General features: G+C 57.9%; 16 protein-coding genes and 1 pseudogene. 12 read left to right on the forward strand and 5 right to left on the reverse strand.

The features are described from left to right. Positions 1–378: 378 nt before the first annotated feature. The 12 genes from AFE_RS10555 to AFE_RS10605 all read left to right on the forward strand — a co-directional run bounded on the left by AFE_RS10555 (position 379) and on the right by AFE_RS10605 (position 13390). Complete coding sequence (locus tag AFE_RS10555; RefSeq protein WP_157293199.1) at positions 379–864, forward strand: ATP-binding cassette domain-containing protein; 486 nt, start codon at positions 379–381, stop codon at positions 862–864. A gap of 52 nt (positions 865–916) precedes the next feature. Then, positions 917–1174 (forward strand): hypothetical protein, encoded by a 258-nt coding sequence (locus AFE_RS15385; RefSeq protein ID WP_009565776.1) that lies wholly within the window; start codon positions 917–919, stop codon positions 1172–1174. 337 nt (positions 1175–1511) lie between these two features. After that, entirely contained in the window at positions 1512–1823 is a 312-nt protein-coding gene (locus AFE_RS10560; RefSeq protein WP_012607374.1) for a hypothetical protein, read from the forward strand. A gap of 308 nt (positions 1824–2131) precedes the next feature. Next, positions 2132–2833: an alkaline phosphatase family protein gene (locus tag AFE_RS10565; RefSeq protein ID WP_012537106.1), complete on the forward strand. Its 702-nt coding sequence runs from the start codon at positions 2132–2134 to the stop codon at positions 2831–2833. Positions 2834–2927: 94 nt separating this feature from the next. Continuing rightward, positions 2928–5135, forward strand: a complete 2208-nt coding sequence (locus tag AFE_RS10570; protein WP_012537107.1) for a TonB-dependent receptor — start codon at positions 2928–2930, stop codon at positions 5133–5135. Between the two features lie 55 nt (positions 5136–5190). Next, positions 5191–5868 (forward strand): MotA/TolQ/ExbB proton channel family protein, encoded by a 678-nt coding sequence (locus AFE_RS10575; protein ID WP_012537108.1) that lies wholly within the window; start codon positions 5191–5193, stop codon positions 5866–5868. A gap of 2 nt (positions 5869–5870) precedes the next feature. Continuing rightward, positions 5871–6260, forward strand: coding sequence for an ExbD/TolR family protein (locus AFE_RS10580; protein ID WP_012537109.1), 390 nt, complete (start codon positions 5871–5873; stop codon positions 6258–6260). A 5-nt stretch (positions 6261–6265) separates the two neighbouring features. Further along, positions 6266–6994, forward strand: coding sequence for an energy transducer TonB (locus AFE_RS10585; RefSeq protein WP_012537110.1), 729 nt, complete (start codon positions 6266–6268; stop codon positions 6992–6994). 20 nt (positions 6995–7014) lie between these two features. Further along, a complete protein-coding gene (locus tag AFE_RS10590; protein WP_012537111.1) occupies positions 7015–9231 on the forward strand; it encodes a TonB-dependent receptor in 2217 nt (738 codons plus the stop codon). A gap of 100 nt (positions 9232–9331) precedes the next feature. Continuing rightward, positions 9332–12169, forward strand: a complete 2838-nt coding sequence (locus AFE_RS10595) for a beta-propeller fold lactonase family protein (RefSeq protein ID WP_012537112.1) — start codon at positions 9332–9334, stop codon at positions 12167–12169. 75 nt (positions 12170–12244) lie between these two features. Then, positions 12245–12958: a TonB family protein gene (locus AFE_RS10600; RefSeq protein ID WP_009567932.1), complete on the forward strand. Its 714-nt coding sequence runs from the start codon at positions 12245–12247 to the stop codon at positions 12956–12958. Between the two features lie 69 nt (positions 12959–13027). Further along, entirely contained in the window at positions 13028–13390 is a 363-nt protein-coding gene (locus tag AFE_RS10605) for a DUF7800 domain-containing protein (RefSeq protein WP_012537114.1), read from the forward strand. A 10-nt stretch (positions 13391–13400) separates the two neighbouring features. Here the strand turns inward: AFE_RS10605 and AFE_RS10610 are convergent, their stop codons facing one another. From AFE_RS10610 to AFE_RS10630, 5 genes and pseudogenes are all read right to left on the reverse strand, one after another. Further along, a complete protein-coding gene (locus tag AFE_RS10610) occupies positions 13401–14120 on the reverse strand; it encodes a response regulator transcription factor (RefSeq protein ID WP_229129720.1) in 720 nt (239 codons plus the stop codon). A 158-nt stretch (positions 14121–14278) separates the two neighbouring features. Further along, entirely contained in the window at positions 14279–14485 is a 207-nt protein-coding gene (locus tag AFE_RS10615) for a hypothetical protein (RefSeq protein WP_009567937.1), read from the reverse strand. A gap of 458 nt (positions 14486–14943) precedes the next feature. Beyond that, the gene (locus AFE_RS10620) at positions 14944–16422 is read right to left on the reverse strand and encodes a hypothetical protein (RefSeq protein WP_225487058.1); all 1479 of its coding nucleotides are present in this window, start codon (positions 16420–16422) and stop codon (positions 14944–14946) included. Positions 16423–16492: 70 nt separating this feature from the next. Continuing rightward, positions 16493–16726: pseudogene (locus AFE_RS10625) on the reverse strand (IS5/IS1182 family transposase); the annotation flags it as partial. 233 nt (positions 16727–16959) lie between these two features. Then, positions 16960–18318 carry a sugar porter family MFS transporter gene (locus AFE_RS10630; protein WP_012537116.1) on the reverse strand — a complete coding sequence of 453 codons (1359 nt, stop codon included), beginning with the start codon at positions 18316–18318 and terminating at the stop codon, positions 16960–16962. Positions 18319–18423: the final 105 nt, after the last annotated feature.

Consider the following 18423-nt stretch of genomic DNA (forward strand, 5'->3'; position numbering starts at 1 on the left):
GAGGATTCCAGTTCCTGTTCTCTATTTCGCTTTTGCAGCAATCCAGGTTTCACTCACCCCCGCCTTTTTGGCAGCGGTCCATGACATGAATAAACTCCTGAGATCATGGTCTGCCTGGCTTCGTATTATGGCGTTCGTGGAACTACCTCCGCATACGTACCTGATATATACCGTGCTAGATAATAACGTAGAGATATTTTTCTCCTGCAATGCAGCCCATGTTAGCAGCCCAATGTGACAGCAATGCGTCAATGCAGTGACTTTTTTGTGACAACCTGCACGTTCTCTGGCGGTGAAAATCGATACCCAAAGCGAGGTACGTTTTCTAGCCAGCCTTTGGCTCCTGCACTTTCCAGAATCTTGCGCAAACGATGAATCTTGACGACCCGAGTATTCCGGCCGTATTCGTCGGCCCCAACGGCGCCGGCAAGTCGACACTACTGGATACCGTGGGGGGCTGCGGCGGCCTTCCGAGGGTGGGTGGCCATTTTCGGGCGCAACCCGCGCCATGGGGAGGCGCGGCGACGGCCGGGGTATGTGCCGCAGCAAATTGGGTTTCCCCAGCTCCTGCGGGTAGGAGAAATCCTGAGTTTTGTGCGCAACGCCTATCCGGGAGCTGTCTGGGACGATGGCGTGACCGACGCCATGAGACTGGACGCTTTGTGGCGGCGGCAGTGCAGTGAACTTTCCGGCGGTGAGCAGCGGTGGGTGGCTCTGGCCTGCGCCTTGGCGTCCACCCTCGATCTCTTGATTCTGGATGAACCCACCACCGGGCTGGACTTCGGGATGCAAGAACGGGTGTGGTCTCTCCTGGAGGCAGCCCGCGAGCGCGGGGCGGCCGTTTTCTGTGCCACCTATTTCTGAAACGAAATGAACGCGGCTGGCGCCCGCTTGCCTAGTACTCGTCGGGGGACGAATGGTGGTTGACGGCGGTGCGCAGGCGGTGCTGAGCGAGACGGCGTTATTCCGGGTAGAGATTTCTGGCGTGAACGTGACGGATGCGTTGGCGATGTTGTGGCGCCATGACGGTGCGGCGCCAGGCAGCACAGTATTGTACTTCCTCCGCGAGGGGGCAGCGCAGGACTTCGCCGATGGCCTGCCGCGGCGGGAATATGGCCCGGAGGTGACGGTTGCCCTTAGACCCGTGTGCGTGGCCGATTTGTTGCAACGTTAGGAGAATCATGGTCATGTCCATTTGCTTTCCTTGCGCACTTTGGCTGGCTTGACCTGGCTGCGGATACTGTCCCGGCTACGGGGGCCATGGGCCTTCCTCTACGGCCTCGCCCTGCCCACCTTCGCCTATCTAGCCTTCAGTTTGAACCTCAATGCCGATGGGACATGGCGCCTGGAGTTCGCAGGAACGTGCGCGACCTTCGCCACCTTTGGAGTGGTACTGACCAGCAGGCTCAGCGGCCCGCAACAAGTTTCACGATCCCTGGAACCGCTATCCATGGGCGCTCCCTTTGGGAGCGACCGCACTTCTGGGCGCACTCTTAGCGGAAAATGCCCTTTTGATTCTACTGTCGGCGGGCCTAGCCCTAGGGGTGGCGGTTCTCACCGGGGTGGGCGTCCCTTGGACAGGGATCTACCTGGCTCTGCTGCCGGGTTCGATCCCTGTGGCCCTGCTTGGCCTTGCCATCAACCACTGGGTGCGGCCACCGGAGCCGCCCAAGGTCTCCAGCATCCTCTACATGGGTTTGTCCTTCGTCGGCGGTCTCTGGTCGCCGCCGCAGAACCTGCCACCCTTTGTCCCCGTAATTTCTCCCTGGACCCCCACCCGGGTCTGGGTAGAAATGGTGTGGGCGGCCATAGAGAATTACTGAGCGCCACTGGAGATTTGGCTCAAACTGCCGGGTTGAACCGCGCTCGGGCTGGCATTGATGCCGATCGCCCGCCACCACTAGCAGTTGTCCCGTCTCCGGTAAAATACCTCATCCAGGGCAGTGGCAAGCCGCTACACATCGTTTCGATCGCCCCCTGCATCCCTCGTCGCCCCCCCAAGTCCAGGGGCAGCGGTACCCGTTAGAAATATTCCACGATCATTGTCACAAAAAATTCATTCAAGATTCATAAAACGGTCACATTCGCCTGCTACGCTTCCCGAAAATAAAGCAGTCCATAAGGGAGCGTGATGATGCAACACTGGAGTCGTCGTCAATTTTTGCAAGCCTTGGGCGCGGGCAGCGCGGCAGGCTTGGCCTGCCATCCCCTCTCCGCCCTGAGCAAAGGCCACTTTTCTCTGGACCACGCCCCCGTTTCCGACGTGGACAGCATGCAGGCCGCCTACTCGGTATCGCGACCCAGCGGTGCCGTCCTCGGCTACTACACCCGCCAGGACGTCCCCTTCTACCACGCCCTCGCCGACCACTACGTCCTTTTCGATCACTTTCATCAGGCCATGTTTGGCGGCTCCACCGGCAACGCCCTCTTTCTCGCCGCCGCCCGCACCTGCCAGGACCCCAAGACGCCCCGCGAATGGCGCGTGCCCAAGGACATGTCCTACGTCGACCTGCCTTATGACCAGGCGGGCTACCTCATCAACAACCTGCCGCCGTTGCAGGGCCCCACGGACGAAGGCGGCGGTTTTTGGGACCATGTTCCCCCGCCGGCGCAGGATTATTATGGCCCCAGCGCCCGCGTCCCCGCCCTACTCGTGAGCGCGTGGACGCGTCCCGGCTATGTGGACCACCGCATCGTCGACACCACCAGTATCCTCCGGCGCATCGAAACCCGCTTCCAGCTTCCGCCCCTGAACGAACGGGACGCTGCAGCCTATGCCCTGACGGATGGACTGGATTTCAGCGGGAAAGTGCGCGACCCAGCGTTTATCTGATAGGAGATGATCCATGAACGGTGGATAGCATAGGCACAATTATCATATCACCTTGATCAATTAGAAATTTTAACACCCCAGATAGGGAGCGACCATGACCAAGATGCATTCCACTGCCTTGCGCAACGCGGTAGCCTTTGCCGTTTTTACCCTCGGTAGCGGCGCCGCCTTTGCCGCCGATGAATCCCTCGGTACCGTCACCGGTACGGCCGGTGCCGCCAACAACTTTTTCGGCAGCGCACCGGCCGGCAATGTCGGGCAGACGCCAAGCGAAGATCTGAAAAAGATCCAGCGCTTCAAAAAGGGTGCCACCAATGCTGAAACTCTCATCACCAAGGGGCAATTCGACCTCATCACCCCCACCGACTCTTACACCCAGGCCCTGCGCAACATGCCCAACACCCTCGTCGTCAGCGGCGGCGACAGCATGGATGGAGACGATATTTATATCAACGGCTTTGGAAAGAACCTGATCAACTTTACCCTGGATGGCATCCCCCTCAACGACAACGACAGCTACACCTTCTACAGCAACGAATTCATCCCCAGCCGCCTGATATCCGGCACCAGATACTATCCTGGCGCCGAATCCGCCGCCATTCCCGGCCTGTCTTCCTTCGGCGGCTCCGTGGAAACCTACAGCCTCCAGCCCTCTCCCTACCCCTTTGTCCGTCCCCTGGCCGGGGTCGGGTCCTTTGGCAAATACAATGCCGGCGGCCTCATCAATACCGGTCTGTTCCTGAGAAACATTGCCCCCACCTCCGCCTGGGTCTATTTCAACAAGAACCAGCGGGATGGCTATTTCCAGAACAATCCAGCGGTGCAAAACCAGTTCCTCTTCAAGTCGGTTTCGCAGATCGGGCCCGGCCAGCTCACCTTGTTCTTCAGCCAGAACAACCAGCGCTTCAATTACTACAACGGCGCCACGGCTGCGCAGATCGCCCAGTATGGTCGTGACTACAACAGCAATACCGACCAACCCTTCCTCGCCAATGGCAAACCCAACACCGCCTACACCGGCTACAATTACAATCAATACCTCAATTGGCTGAGCTATGCCAAATATAAGGCGCAATTCTCCTCGGTCAAATTCTCCAATCAATTCTACTACTACTATGGCAATGGTTTTAGCGCCGGCGCCAGCACCTTCAGCCAAACCGTACTGGCGCCCAATGGCAGCATTATCCACGCCGCCCCGCCGAGCAATGGCGTATTGCAACGTCATAGCGTCAACCAGACCGATCGCTGGGGCAATATCCTGCGCATGCGCTTTCCCCTCGGGCCGGTGGCCACCGAGCTGGGTTTCTGGTTCAACCACAACGATACCACCCACGACAGCCAGTATTACAACGGCAACACCTATGTCGGCTCCAGCTACCTCGAACCGGTGGTTACCGACACCTATGAACCTTACGTCGCCCTCACCTATCAACCCATGGATAGCCTCAAATTCAGCGCCGGCGTCAAATATCTCTATGCGACCCGCGATTTCCGCGACGATACCGCCCTGGCCCAGGGCAAACCGGGGCAGTTCAATGCCACCTTCCGTTCCCTGCTACCTTCCCTCGGCGTCAACTATCGCATCCTGGACAATTGGCACATCTATGCCAACTTCACCCAAAACAGCAACCCTCCCGGATATAACCAATTCTACACCGGCACCTACAATGCCAGTCTGAATCCCCAGAAGGCCAACACCTACGATATCGGCACCGTCTGGGATACGGGCGTGTGGTCGGGCGCGCTGGACCTCTTCCGCGTGGATTTCCAGAACTACATCCTCTCCACCACTGTCGTCCTTCCCGGTAGCGCCATCAACCAGACGGTCCTCGCCAACGCCGGCACCGCCATCAACCAGGGCATCAGTTGGCAGAACAATTTTGTCATCAATGACATTTTCAGCGCCTACGCCAACTTCGGTTTCCTCGACGCCCGGCTCAAATCGGCCGGCAAGCCCTTTCCCTATGCGCCCCATCATACCGAGGCGGCGGGTCTGATCGTGCGTTACCGTGGCTTCCGCGGCAGCATCGGCGTCAACGAAATTGGCAACGCCTATTATGCCTTGGGCGGCGGCTTTCTGCCCTTGGGCAGCCGCTTCTACACCGATGCCAGCCTGCGCTATACCTTCCGCAATGCACCTCTGGGCCGGAGCCTGGGCTTCAAGAGCGTGAGCGCCGGACTGTATCTCAATAATCTCTTCGATCGCAGCTATATCCAGAGCTATACCGGCAGTTCGGGCAACCCCAACAGGAAGCTCAACCTGCCCACCAACGTCTATGCCTCCCTGGAGGCCACCTTCTAAAAACCCGGACGGGTGCCCCACCCGGGACACCCCCTTTTTCAAATGGAGTTAGCCCATGAACTGGACCCAAATTGCCGACGTCGCCACCATGTCCGGCGGCATTCTTTATCTCATGCCCATCCTGCTGCTCATTGCCCTGACCGTCAGCATCGAGCGCTTCCTGTTTCTCAATCGCATGGTGCGCCTGGGTAACGAGGCGGCCCTGGCCGTCGAAGATCTGCCCAACCTGCAGGGACGGGCCTTGGCGGAGATCGCCGAGAAGAGCGCCTTCCCCTTCCGCGCCATCCTCGAGAGACCGGTGCGTTTTCCGCACATCAAAGACAGCGGACGCCTTTCGGAGATCCTCCAGGAAGCGGTGATGCGGCAGGTGCCGGTATTGGACAAGCGCCTGTGGATACTCGACACCATCGTCACCCTCGCTCCCCTGCTGGGCCTGCTGGGCACCATCATCGGCATGTTCCACGCCTTCCAGGTGCTGAACAACGCCGCCCAGAACCCCACTCTCATCACCGGTTCCGTGGCCGAAGCCCTGCTTGCCACCGCAGCCGGACTGATCATCGCCATTGTCGGCCTGGTGGCCTTCAACGGCCTGCACAATCGCATGCGCTACGTCGTTCACCAGATGGAAACCCTGCGCACCATGCTCATCAACCGCCTGGAGGGCCTCGATCACAGCCACGCCCTGATCCACAGCGAGGCCCAGCCCCTCATTTACGCCGCCGCGGAGGCCTGAGCATGCAATATCTGGAAATGCGCAAGGGGCGGGTAGAGATCATCCCCATGATCGACATCATGCTCTTCCTGCTGATCTTCTTCATCATGGTGACGATCCACATGATCCCCACCCAGGGGCTGCCCGCGCAGATGCCCGGTTCCAGCACCGCCCGCGATCTGCCCAAGCCCAAGGTCGTCCTCACCCTGCGCCAGTCCGGTGCAGTAGAGACGGACGGCCACACCATCAGCCTGCCGGATCTGGAAGCCAGGCTCCGCCAGGGCGATCCCGCCGAGACCCAGGTCACCATCGCCGCCGACAAGGGCGCCGACATCCAGGCTCTGGTCAAGGTCATGGACGCCTGCCGCCACGCCGGCGTCAGCGCCATCGGCCTGGCGGCCAAGCCGGAGTAGGAATCTTGACCACCGCCCTCGCATCCCCGTTGTTCCGCCCCCCGGAAGAAGGCCCCCTGCTGCGGCGGGCCTTGCTGGCCGCCGTGGCAGTGGAACTGCTGGTAATCGGCAACATGGCGTTTTTCTTCCGTCAGGAAAAGCCGCAATCCCCGTCCATTCCCCCCATGCAACTGGCGCTGATCGCTCCGGAGCCGGCCAAGGTCATTCCACCGTCACCAAGACCAGCAGCCCAACCCAAGGCGACACCCAAGCCCATGCCAAAACCGGTAGCGAAGCCGCTTCCACGGCCCGTCACCCAGCCGGTGGAGGCGCCGCGGCCGGCCACCACGGCACCGAGCCCATTGCCTGCTGCACCGTCTCTTCCATCGCCTGTGAACGCCCCGCCAGTCCAGAACGCCAACCCGGTCAAAAGCGACCCCGGGCCCAGGGAGGACCGGGCCGGAGAAGGACAATATGCCGGCAGGGTGGCGGGCGAGATCGAAAAACACAAGGTCTATCCGGCTAGCGCCAAAGAACTCGACATGACCGGCGACGTCGTCCTTGCCTACACCATCAGCCGGCAAGGCAGCGTAATGGAGGCGTCCGTCCTCAAGTCTTCCGGCTTCAAGCTGCTCGACGAAGCCGCCTTGAAGGCCCTGCGCGCCAGCCGCTTTGACGCCATGACCGCCGGCCTATGGCCCGGAGCCCCCAGCAAGACCTTCACCACCACCGTGCATTTCGCATTAGACGACTGACACCACCGAGGGAGCCAACAATGAAACACATCGTGACACCACGCGCCATCGTCAAGGCCATCCTGGCCGCCACCTTCATCGGCCCCGTTCCGGCCCTTGCCGATGATCCGGTCAAAACCGACGATATTTCGGTATTCGGCCAGAAGGAAACGCGGCAGGTCCTGACCATGACCCGTTCGGAACTCAGTGAGGCCCCGCCGGGATATAGCCCCCTGGCCTCCCTGCAGAAGCTGCCCGGCGTATTCTTTTCCTCATCAGACCCCCTCGGCAACTACGAATGGGGCAGCCGCTTCAGTATCCGGGGTTTCAACCAGAACCAGCTCGGTTTCACGCTGGATGGATTACCATTGGGCGATCAGAGCTACAGCAACAACAACGGCCTTTCCATCGGGCGCGCCATCAGCCAGGAAAACATCAGCCGGGTCAGCGTATCCGAAGGGGCCAGCGATACCGGCACGGCATCCACCAGCAACCTGGGCGGCAGCGTTCAGTTCTTTTCCGTCGATCCCAAGAATCGCTTCGGCGTGACCCTGGCCGAGACCTATGGCAGCGCCAACTCCAGCCGCACCTTTCTGCGCCTGGATACCGGCGACTTGGGTGCCCATACCAAGGCCTTCGTCAGCCTCCTCTATAGCCGCGCCGACAAATGGAAAGGCTATGGCCCGCAAAGCGAAAAACAACTCAACGCCAAGATCGTACACTTCTTCGGTGAGAGCAAGATCACGGCTTTTGTCGATCTATCCCGCCGTGATGAAAGCGACTACGCCGATCTCTCCCTCGACTCCCAGCGGCGCCTGGGCTGGAACTGGGACAATTATGCCCCGGATTTTCAGCGCGCCGCCAACGCCGCCAAAGGTATCTTTACCGGCGGCGTGACCAGCGTTGACGATGCCTATTATTTCGCCCGAGGCCTGCGCAACGACGAACTGGCTTATATGAACGCCAATCTCAAGCTCTCCGCCATAGCCCGTCTCGATACCACCGTCTATTATCACCACAATGATGGGCAAGGGCATTGGTATACCCCTTATGTGCCCTCCCCATCGGGCCTGCCCATATCCATCCGCACCACGGAATATGGCATCAGCCGGGGCGGCGTCATCTCTTCGCTGGTGGCGCGGCTCCACCATCACCGACTCAGCACCGGATTCTGGTATGAATACAATAAACATCAGCTTACCCGGAATTACTACAATATCACCTCCGGTGACATCAATGCCTACGATCATTTTCTCAGCAACCCCATTGCCACGGCTTTCTTGCAGCAGTTCGACACCACTACCTGGCAATTCTTCGCCCAGGATCAGGCCACCTTCTTCAATGACCGGCTAAAAGTAACCCTGGGCGTCAAAAGCCCCCATGTGAACATTGATGCCAACTCCCTGGTGGGCAATCTCGCCGCCGGTTCCATCAGCGCTCAGCGCGGCCTCCTGCCGCAGGTGGGCCTGAATTACCAGCTCACCCCGGCGGAGAATGTTTTCTTCTCCTACGCCCAGAACATGCGCGCCTTTCAGCCGGGCATTAGTGGACCGTTCTCCACCACGCAGGCCGCTTTCAACGCCACCTCCGGCAGCCTAAAACCGGAAACTTCCCAGACCGTGGATATCGGCATCAAGACCCAGCGGGGCAATTTCCAGGCGTCGCTGGATGCGTATCTGGTCAACTTTGATAACCGCTTGCTGAGCATCTCCCAGTGTGTGGGCATTCTCGGCTGCCCCTCCACCCTGGCCAACGTAGGCTCCGTGCATACCCGCGGCGTGGAAGGCGCCTTTCAATGGTCGCCCGTCCAGGATGTCACCTGGTACAATTCCTTGACTTATACCTCTTCCAAGTACCAGTCCGACTATCTGGACGGCACGACCCTGGTACGGGCCGCGGGTAAAAATGTCGTGGATGCCCCGCGCCTGATGTTTGCCACCCAGCTTGCCTATGAACACGCCGGTTTCTTCGGCCGCCTCGGTGCAAAATATACGGGTGAGCGCTATTACACCTACACCAATGACGCCAAAGTGCCGGGCTACTGGCTGACAGACCTCAGCACCGGCTACCGCCTGCGCCGCGTCCTCGGACTCCAGGAACTGCGCTTCCAGCTGAACGTCACCAACCTCCTCAACGAAAACTACTGGGCCACCATCGGTACCAACGGCTTTGTCTCCTCGGATCCGCAGGGACAGTTCTGGACCCTGCAAAACGGCGCGCCACGCCAGGTCTTCGGTACGGTGAGCGGCACCTTCTGATGCATTTATGGGCACGGACAGGCTATCGTCACGTGCCCACACTTCCTTCCCTCTGTTGCGTTACGTGCCGACACATCGGCGAAAATACTGGAGCCTATTCATGCATCGCACCTTCTTATTCCTCCTATCCGGCGCCTTTGCTCTCCTGGCCGGCCCCGCCGCAGCGCAAAGCGCAATGGACGAGAAGGATGGACCACCATCCAGTGCCGGACACCGGGAAAGCGCAAGGGCAGAGGCAGCAGTTCTGCCCACCGGTCAGCGTATTTCACCACGGGCCACTCCTGGCTCCCGGTTTTGGGATCGCCTCATGACCGATGGCGGCGCTGCGCCGGTCTATGCGCGGGGTGCCGTCAGCACATTACTGACGCCGGACGGGCATTATTTGTTGATCCTGACCTCGGGATTCAAGCGGAACGCCGACGCCCATGGCCATCCGTCAGCGCAGCGTTCCCGGCAGAGCGTGATTATTGAGGATGTCTCCAACCCGCGGCAGCCCCAAACCATCCAGGTCCTGCCCATCAACAACAGCTTTTGCGGCATGGCCCTGTCGGCGGATGGGAAAACCCTTTATGTAGGCGGCGGCGTCGATGACAATGTGCTGATTTTCCAAAAAACCGGGCCCTCCGGACAGTGGCGGACCGATGGCCATCCCATCCCTCTCGGACACCAGTCCGGCCTTGGTCTCCACGTCAAACCCCTCACCGCGGGCCTCGCCCTCAGCCCCGATGGCAGGCGCCTCCTCGTGAGCAATTTCTACAATGATTCAGTGAGCATGATCGACCTGGACCAGCGTCGCGTTCTCCGGGACGTGGACCTGCGTCCCGGCCCCAGCGAAGGACGGCACGGACAGGCCGGGGGTGAAAGCCCCTTCTGGGTCGTCATGGATCATCGGCAGCGCGTCTATGTCTCCAGCATGCGCGACCGTGAAATCGTCGTCATCGACACCGGCAATGACGACCCGAAGATCGTCGCCCGCATCGCCACGCCGGGGAATCCCAACCGCCTGCTCCTGGACGAGGCCCGCCAGCGGCTCTACGTGGCCATGGAAAACCGCGACAGCATCGCGGTCGTCGACACCCAAAAACTCCGGCTACAGGGCCAGGCCGGTCTGGTTCCGGGGGAGGTGCGCCGCGCCGGGACGCCGGGAGTTTCCCCGGGCGAAGAAAATCTGGGCTGGTCGGCCAACGCCCTCGGCATCTCGCCCGATCATCAGCGGCTTTACGCCACCCTAGGCCAGATGAATGCCATAGCCGTGCTCTCCCTGGCGGGAGCAATGCCGCACAGCCTCGGCCTCCTGCCAACGGCATGGTCGCCGCAGGACCTGGTCCCTGCGCCAGCCGGCGACGCCCTTTGGGTGATCAACAATAAATCCATTCCCGGAGCCAATCCGGGATATTGTTCCGGTTATCGGCATGGCTGCATCGCCTCATCCCCGGTCCAGCCGAAGCCCAACCAATACATCTTGCAACTTTCCCTTTCGGGCCTGCAAGAGATTCCGCATCTGGCCAAGGTGGACCTGCCGTCCATGACCTCGGTGGTCCTGAAAAACAACCACTCCACCCTCCTCTCCCACATCGATCGCCAAGTCATGGATTTCCTGCACCGGCATATCCGGCACGTCATCTATATCGTCAAGGAAAACCGTTCCTACGATCAGGTGCTGGGCGACCTTCCCCGGGGCAACGGCGACCCCTCCCTCACCGAGTTCCCCCTGGCCGTGACCCCCAACCAACATCGCCTCGCCCTCGACTTTGTCCTGCTGGATCACTTTCTGGATACGGGGGAAGTGAGCGGCGATGGCTGGGCGTGGTCCACGGCAGCCCGGGAGTCGGACATCAACAGCAAGATGCTGCCCAATAATTATGCCCAAGGCGGCGGTTCCTACGACTGGGAAGGCACCAATCGCAATGTCAACGTGGGCCTGCAGGGGGAAGAACGGCGCGCGGCCAATCCCGACACCCCCAAGGACCCCGATCTTCTGCCGGGGACCGCCGACGTTGCCGCACCGGATAGCGCTGCCGGCCGCTACCAACAAGGTTATCTGTGGAGCGCCGCCCTGCGCCATGGACTCACCCTGCGAAATTATGGATTTTTTGTGGACCTGGAACGATATGGCGCCAGCACCAACCGGATTCCGCTATCCCGCCATCCCTACCAGGAAAAAATCATCCAGGCCTATCCGGCCAATCCGGGGCTCGCCGCCCATACCGATCCATTTTTCCGCAGCTTTGATAACGCCTACCCGGATTATTACCGCTACCGTGAATGGGAGCGGGAATTCCGCGCCTATGAACGCAATGGCAAACTGCCCACTCTTTCGCTCATACGCTTCATGAATGACCATACGGGCAAATTTGGCCAAGCCATGGACGGCGTCAACACGCCGGAACTCCAGGTCGCAGACAATGATTTTGCCGTAGGCTTGCTGGCGGAGCGGATCGCCCATAGCCGCTACGCCCGGGATACCCTGATATTCGTGGTGGAGGACGACGCCCAGGACGGCCCGGACCATGTGGATGCCCACCGCAGCATCGCCTTCGTCGTCGGCCCCTATGTGAAACAAGGCGCGGTGCTTTCCACCCCCTACAACACCCTCAACCTGCTGCGCACCATGGAGATGGTGCTGGGACTGCCGCCCCTGAGCGCCCTGGACGGCGCCGCCCGCCCGATGGCGGATATTTTCGACCTTCGGCAACGGCCATGGAGCTTTCAGGCCTGCCCCTCGGGGATGCTGCAAAGCACCGCCCTCGCCAGCCGCTGGCCGGCCCGATACCGATCCTGCGGCAGCGCCCAAAACCATTTGCGGCCTTTGCACGACGGGAAATACTGGGCCGCAAAAACCCAGGGAATGGATTTTTCTGCCGAAGATCGCATCGATACCGCTCAATATAATCGCATCCTTTGGGAAGGCATCATGCACACGCCGCAACCCGATTGAGCGATTCTCATGAACATGACGGTTGACGCAGAACATGTTTCTCCCCTTCCATCCATACGAACGGAATCGAAAAAAATGGCTCCAGAACTTGCGCAGATGCCCGGTTACCGGCTTCCTGGAGAGGGCAAGGCCATGCAGCAAGCCCTTGGCCTCGCCTTTTTGGTAGAGATCCTCGCCTTGGCCGCCCTCTTCTACAGCATCCATCATCAGCACCCCATCCAGGCCGCTCTGCCGCCCATGCAAATCGCTCTGGCCACACCGGAACCGCCCGCCAAGCCGGTGACGCCCCCTACGCCGACACCAAAGCCCAAGACCGAAGAACCGCCCAAACCCGTGCTACGGAAAATGGCACCCAAACCCCACCCACAGCCCACGCCCACGCCGCCTCAGCGGATCAAGGAAATGCTGCCCCCGTCACCCTTGCCGAGCCCGGTGGCGGCCCCACCCACACAGGAAACACCCACGCCGGCACCACCCAGCTTGTCCCCCGTCGATCCCGCGGTACGCGAGGATTATCTTTCCCAAGTTAAAGGCGCCATTCAGGCCGCAGTCCACTTTCCCGGTGTTGCCCGAATGCTGGGGGAGACAAGCCGGGTACGGGTACGTTTCCATCTTCTCCATGGCCATGTCAGTCAAATCGATATCCTCAAAAAGGGGGCCATGGGTGCCTTTGACGAGGCCGCGCTGGCCGCGGTGCGCAACGCCCGGATCCCGCCACCCCCGGCGACGTTGGCCGGCAAAGATTTTCAGTTGACCGTGTGGGTAGAGTTCCAATTGGAAAACGGCTGAATATCTGAAGGAGCCGGCGTTGGCTTTAGCGCCGGATTGTTCTGGCCCCTCAGCGGTCTAGGCCAGGATATGCCCCTTCGCGCCAGCGCCCTCCATGCCGGTCCCATGCAGGGTTATCTCGCCGTCCGCTCGGCGCAGTTGTGGCTGCAGACCCTGGGGCCGGCCCGGGTCCAGGTGGCCTTCTGGCCGGAGGGACGAGAAGAGGCGCGCCGCCTCACCAAGATCGTCACTACCAAAGCACAGACCCAGTTTACCGCGCTCTTGACCCTGGACGACCTTGCGCCCGGCACCCGCTACGCCACCCGGGTGCTGCCGGACGGCCAAGCCCTAGCCGCATTCCCGTTCACGGTACATACCCTGTCCCTCTGGCAATGGCGCCGCCCCGGCGCACCGCGGCAAGGTCATGTAATGGACGTTAGCAGCCCAATGTGACAGTTGTGCGTCAATGAGGTGACTTTTTTGTGACATTTTTCGGGTCAATCAGTGGTGTAAAGCGATACCCAAAGCCAGGCACGGTGTCCAGCCAGCCTTTGGCGCCTGCACTTTCCAGAATCTTGCGTAAACGATGAATCTTGACGACCTGAGTATTGGGCGCGAGGTACGCGCCCTTACCCTCCGACAGGATATAGGCGATCTGATGGCTGGAAACGACTTCGTCCGGATGGATGGCGAAATAGTGGAGCAGATAAAAGAGTTGTCGCGGCAAATGCATTTCCTGCCCCAGTATCCAGACCCGCCGTGACACGAGATCAATGCAAAGGGTTTCCATTTCTCCCATCCGGATAGGGCGCATGCGCTCGCAATTTCTGAGCATGTTGCGGACCTGAGCGGTCAGTGGCTCCGGCCCCATACTGGACGGGATATAGGCCTGCGCCCCCGCCTCCAGCGCCGCCACGGCATCCATTCTTTCGTGGTCTTCTGGAGCGCCATCGCCGACGACCAGGAAGGATAATGAACCCTGATGCGGTGCGGGCTGCAGTCGCTGTAACCAATCGCCGTTCACGACGGACCATCCCAGCAGGACCAGGACCTCCGGATCCCAGTGCCGTATCCACTGTTCGGCTTCGGCTCGCTCAGTGACGGTATGCACCTGCGCATAGGCGCGCTCCAGAGCGGCTTTGACGGAAATGGCTGGTCTGTCGTCGTTAGTTCGCGCATTCACTACCAGAAGAACTCGTGGGTAATGCGGCGAGGGAGCGTGGTTTGGCAACTTTTCCCGCATCTGAGCGCACATCGCTGCTGGCAGCATATGTACATACGCATGCACACCAATACTGCCCAATAATATCCAGAACATAGCGGATGCTTCCTTTCGCCCGGTCAGGACTGCGGGCGCGTATCTCTTAACTGCCACTCCGGTTTAATAAAAACGAGTGCAGACCCAATGAGGAACAGGTCGTAGGCGTCCGTGAAAAATCCCATCCCCGCGCTGAATGCGGCGCGCAGGTGAAAAAAACTGATAGGGGCGTTGTTGAGGGAATCGATGACACTGAGTTGGGGTACTTGCGTGCCCGTGGACTGACTCATGGCAGATCTCCTTATGGGACTGACGTTGCGGTCCCAGTGAGGATAATTTGCTTATATGACACTAGTGCGACGATCTTGTGACGTTTTTATGACAGTCTACGTCCGCTCAATGGCTGTTTCACTGAAAACGGAGCCATCCCTGGCATCATGGCCATTACACCCGCAGGGCCGACCGGACGAGTTCCGGGCGGAAGAATCCAGTACCGATTCCCCTTTTCCTTTGCCGCCGCTGGTGGGAGCATGCGGCCGCACGAGGTGACGCTGCCGCCCGCAAGAATCTGGAAATGCTGGCGCAGTGGCAGCCGCGAGTCGTGCCGATAGCCTTCTCGATCCGGGCGATCATCGACGCGCAGGAATCGGCTTTCGCTTACGGTGGGAGGCCGCCATGAACGAAGAAGTTACATGGCTTCCATTTTTAGTCTCCTCATCGTGAATTGCTTTTCTCTCGAAGTATTTCCTTAGAAGCGATATTTGAAGTAAAAGCGATTACTGAAATACGGATTCTGATAATATGCATAACCAGTTTTATTTTGTGCTACAGATATATCCGTATAATCAGCAACATAAAGCCCCTTGAGAATGCTGGAAAGATCATAGGAGAAGCCCAAATCCATCGACCAGAGTTTCTGATTGGGAACAGCTTCACCCGTTGGAAAGCCGTATGCACCATTATAGGAGTAAACACTCCCCCCAAAGCCATAACGAACCAGATACCGAATAAAGCTGGCGTTGAACTTGAGCTGGTTGGCAAAAAAACCAAAGTTGGACGCTATGCCATACGCATACCCAGGGCCATAATCCGAAATACCGGTTTGCATGGTAGTGGTATAAAGTGTCCCGCTGATATCATTGTACGGATGAATCATGCCGCCATGTCGAAAAGAATTATAATTTCTGGGACTATAATCTGCTACCAGTGCCACATTATCATCGTAATTTGTACCGAATTTCACCCCGATTCGACCGCCGTAGACATGGGCATCTACCGAATCTGCATTTAACGCATTCAAGAAGCTTGTACTTACTCCTGAATTTCCTTCGGAAACCATCTGGAAATTTCCAAACAAGGAAACGCCGTTGGAGATCGGACGGCTGATTTCAGCCTCTCCGTAACACATATTGGCAAAACCATAAAAATGGTAATCCCAGACCTGGAGTTCCAGATGGTTACCTAAGAATGGGGTTTGGTAGCGTGCTCCTAACACGTAGAAACCATTGGTATGCGCACTGGTATACCGATTACCCGTGGTGAACGTTGCACTGAAACGACTGGCATAACTGTACATACGTGCAGCCATGAAACTCAGTGTTGCGGGTGAACCACCAATGGCTAAAGGACTGTTGCCAGACCACTGTTCATCCTTGGGGCGACCAATGATGTCCACGACTGTACTGATCCCAGTAAAAGCCCGTGGATTATACGTATAATCATCCCAGTTGGCATAAGGAGTATTGATAAACTGACGGCCACCCCGGATGACAAAAGGACCATGGTGATATTGCAAATAGGCCTGGCGCACTATGGCGATGCCATGACTGGGATAAGGGCCAGTCAGTTCCGGATCTTCATGCTGATAAAAACCGGTCCAGGTGGCAAAATCTCCGCCGACCCCCAGACTGAATCCTGCAAATTGTGGACTGTGCACATATAGATGACCGCCCAGAGCGAGCGAATGCGTGTCTTGTCCCGTATGAGCATGATTCAGATAGCTGAAATTAATAATCCCCAACATCGCGGAAATTCTGCTGTCGGAAATAGCACTGTCGATGAGGGCGTTGGAAGGGATCAACGAACTTGAGGGCGTCCCCGCCGTGGATAATGCGGGCATCCCAAGACTAATGACACATAATACGGCCATACTACAGGCCAGACTATTTCTGGATGGGTTTCTTCCGGAAAGTGCACTACGAAATCCATATTTATACTTTTTAATCATGGAATTCTTCTTACCCCAGACCCACGAACCAGCGGAACAGCAGGTTGTAATCCATCTGCTCCATCAGTTACCGCTCCGGGCGGATGCTGAAAAAGACTTGCAGCAGCAAGGCACGAAGGAGATGCCCCGGGGGAATGGAAGGACAGCCAAGGTGTGAATAGATGCGCCTGAAATGACCGTCCAGTTCCGCAAGGGACAGGTCCACGATCACCCGAATGACACGTAGAGGATGATCCGCAGGAACCCGCTGTTCCGGCGACAGATAGCTGAACATGCTCTGTGTCTCCACTTTGCCACTGCGCATCCCTTCGTCCTCCAGATTCCTAAGCTCGGGCAATTATATCACGGCCTTTTTCAGTAGCCTCCTAGGGATTGAGTGGGTGGAAAATGAGAAGTTGTCGTGAAGATATGTCTACTCCTCAAGTCGCTGTGTCCTTGTGGTTCGTCGGGGTGGGGAGAAGAGTGTGGTCACGCTATGCATAATCTCACCGCACCAAAAGCAAATGAAGCAAAAAATTACACAATCCGGGCCTCAAATTATAGACTATCCTCGATCTGCTCCAGGGTCTTACCCTTTGTTTCTGGTACAATCCATAGGGTGAACAGGATCGCCAAAACAGTCATTGACGCATAAAATATGAAAGTAGGGCCGCGTCCAATCATCAATAACAAGTCTAGGAATATACCGGAAATCACCATGTTTGAGACCCAATTGGCAACGGTTGCAATACTCATGGCCCTACCTCGGATAGCGAGCGGAAAAATCTCAGAGATCATCAGCCAGAAAATAGGTCCAAGGCCAATAGCAAAAAAAGCGACAAAGATAGCAACCATGCCCACGATGATATAAGCCAGTGCACCGTGAAGCTGTATCATGAATCCAATACCAATAACAATAAGACTGACCAGCATACCACAGAGGCCAAAAAGCAGAATTTTGCGGCGACCGGCGGTATCCAGTAACCGCATTGCGACGCTTGTCATGATCACATTGACGGCACCAATACCTACGGTGGCGAGAATGGAAACCGAAGCCGAGGATAAACCGGCATCCTGAAAAATGGTCGGTGCAAAATAAATAACCACATTGATGCCCGTTATTTGCTGAAAAACTGCCAGACCGATGCCAATAATCAGTGGCTTACGAACCTTACGTTCCAGAAGTAACGACCAGGGTGCTGCCCGACGGCTGCCCTCAACAACATCGCGACGTAGATCTCCAAGCTCTTCGGAAACATCCTGACGTCCCCGCAAAAAACGAAGTCCTGCCGTCGCCTTTTCTATAAGATCACGCCCCGCCAACCATCGCGGACTTTCCGGCAGGATCATCATCCCCCCAAGCAAGATGAAGCCGGGAATGGCACCAATTGCCAGCATCCATCGCCAACCATCGGTGACACCAGAGAGCATATAATCAACTACATAGGATAGAAAAATACCCACGGTAATATAAAATTGATTGATGGTTACAATGGCACCGCGCCAATGCGCCGCTGTGATTTCTGATAGGTACAGAGGGGTAATCATGGAAGACACCCCAATGGCGGCTCCTACCATAACCCGGCCCAGGAAGAGAACGGGTATGGTCCAAGCCACTGAGGCCAAAATCGCACCTGCTGAGAAGAGAACGGCGGCAACGATCAGTACGGCGCGACGTCCGAAAGCATCTGCAAGTGCTCCGGCAAATGCTGCGCCCACGGCGGCAGCGGCCAGTGCGATTGCAACAAATAGCCCCTTCATGCTTGCATCAAAGTGAAAAACATGATTTAAAAACAAGAGAACACCAGCTACGACACCTGTGTCGTAGCCAAATAGCAATCCACCGAGCCCAGCGACAATTGCAATCAAAATAAATCGCCAGTCCTTCCTGGGTTGGCGTGTCTCTGTCTCGCGCATCCGATAAATCTCCTCATGAGAACTTATGGGCATTTTCAATATCTTTTTGTATGATTCCCCGCTAGTTGCAGAGAACGCAATCACGCTTGTGGCCAGGATAATACC

The sequence above is a fragment of the Acidithiobacillus ferrooxidans ATCC 23270 genome, from assembly GCF_000021485.1.
Lineage (GTDB): Bacteria > Pseudomonadota > Gammaproteobacteria > Acidithiobacillales > Acidithiobacillaceae > Acidithiobacillus > Acidithiobacillus ferrooxidans.

Coding starts and splice junctions, on each gene's coding strand:
- AFE_RS10615 (WP_009567937.1), bottom strand. CDS start 14,485: ATGAGTCAGTCCACGGGCACGCAAGTACCCCAACTCAGTGTCATCGAT.
- AFE_RS10570 (WP_012537107.1), top strand. CDS start 2,928: ATGACCAAGATGCATTCCACTGCCTTGCGCAACGCGGTAGCCTTTGCC.
- AFE_RS15385 (WP_009565776.1), top strand. CDS start 917: ATGGTGGTTGACGGCGGTGCGCAGGCGGTGCTGAGCGAGACGGCGTTA.
- AFE_RS10595 (WP_012537112.1), top strand. CDS start 9,332: ATGCATCGCACCTTCTTATTCCTCCTATCCGGCGCCTTTGCTCTCCTG.
- AFE_RS10605 (WP_012537114.1), top strand. CDS start 13,028: ATGCCCCTTCGCGCCAGCGCCCTCCATGCCGGTCCCATGCAGGGTTAT.
- AFE_RS10580 (WP_012537109.1), top strand. CDS start 5,871: ATGCAATATCTGGAAATGCGCAAGGGGCGGGTAGAGATCATCCCCATG.
- AFE_RS10565 (WP_012537106.1), top strand. CDS start 2,132: ATGATGCAACACTGGAGTCGTCGTCAATTTTTGCAAGCCTTGGGCGCG.
- AFE_RS10590 (WP_012537111.1), top strand. CDS start 7,015: ATGAAACACATCGTGACACCACGCGCCATCGTCAAGGCCATCCTGGCC.
- AFE_RS10630 (WP_012537116.1), bottom strand. CDS start 18,318: ATGCGCGAGACAGAGACACGCCAACCCAGGAAGGACTGGCGATTTATT.
- AFE_RS10575 (WP_012537108.1), top strand. CDS start 5,191: ATGAACTGGACCCAAATTGCCGACGTCGCCACCATGTCCGGCGGCATT.
- AFE_RS10620 (WP_225487058.1), bottom strand. CDS start 16,422: ATGATTAAAAAGTATAAATATGGATTTCGTAGTGCACTTTCCGGAAGA.
- AFE_RS10600 (WP_009567932.1), top strand. CDS start 12,245: ATGGCTCCAGAACTTGCGCAGATGCCCGGTTACCGGCTTCCTGGAGAG.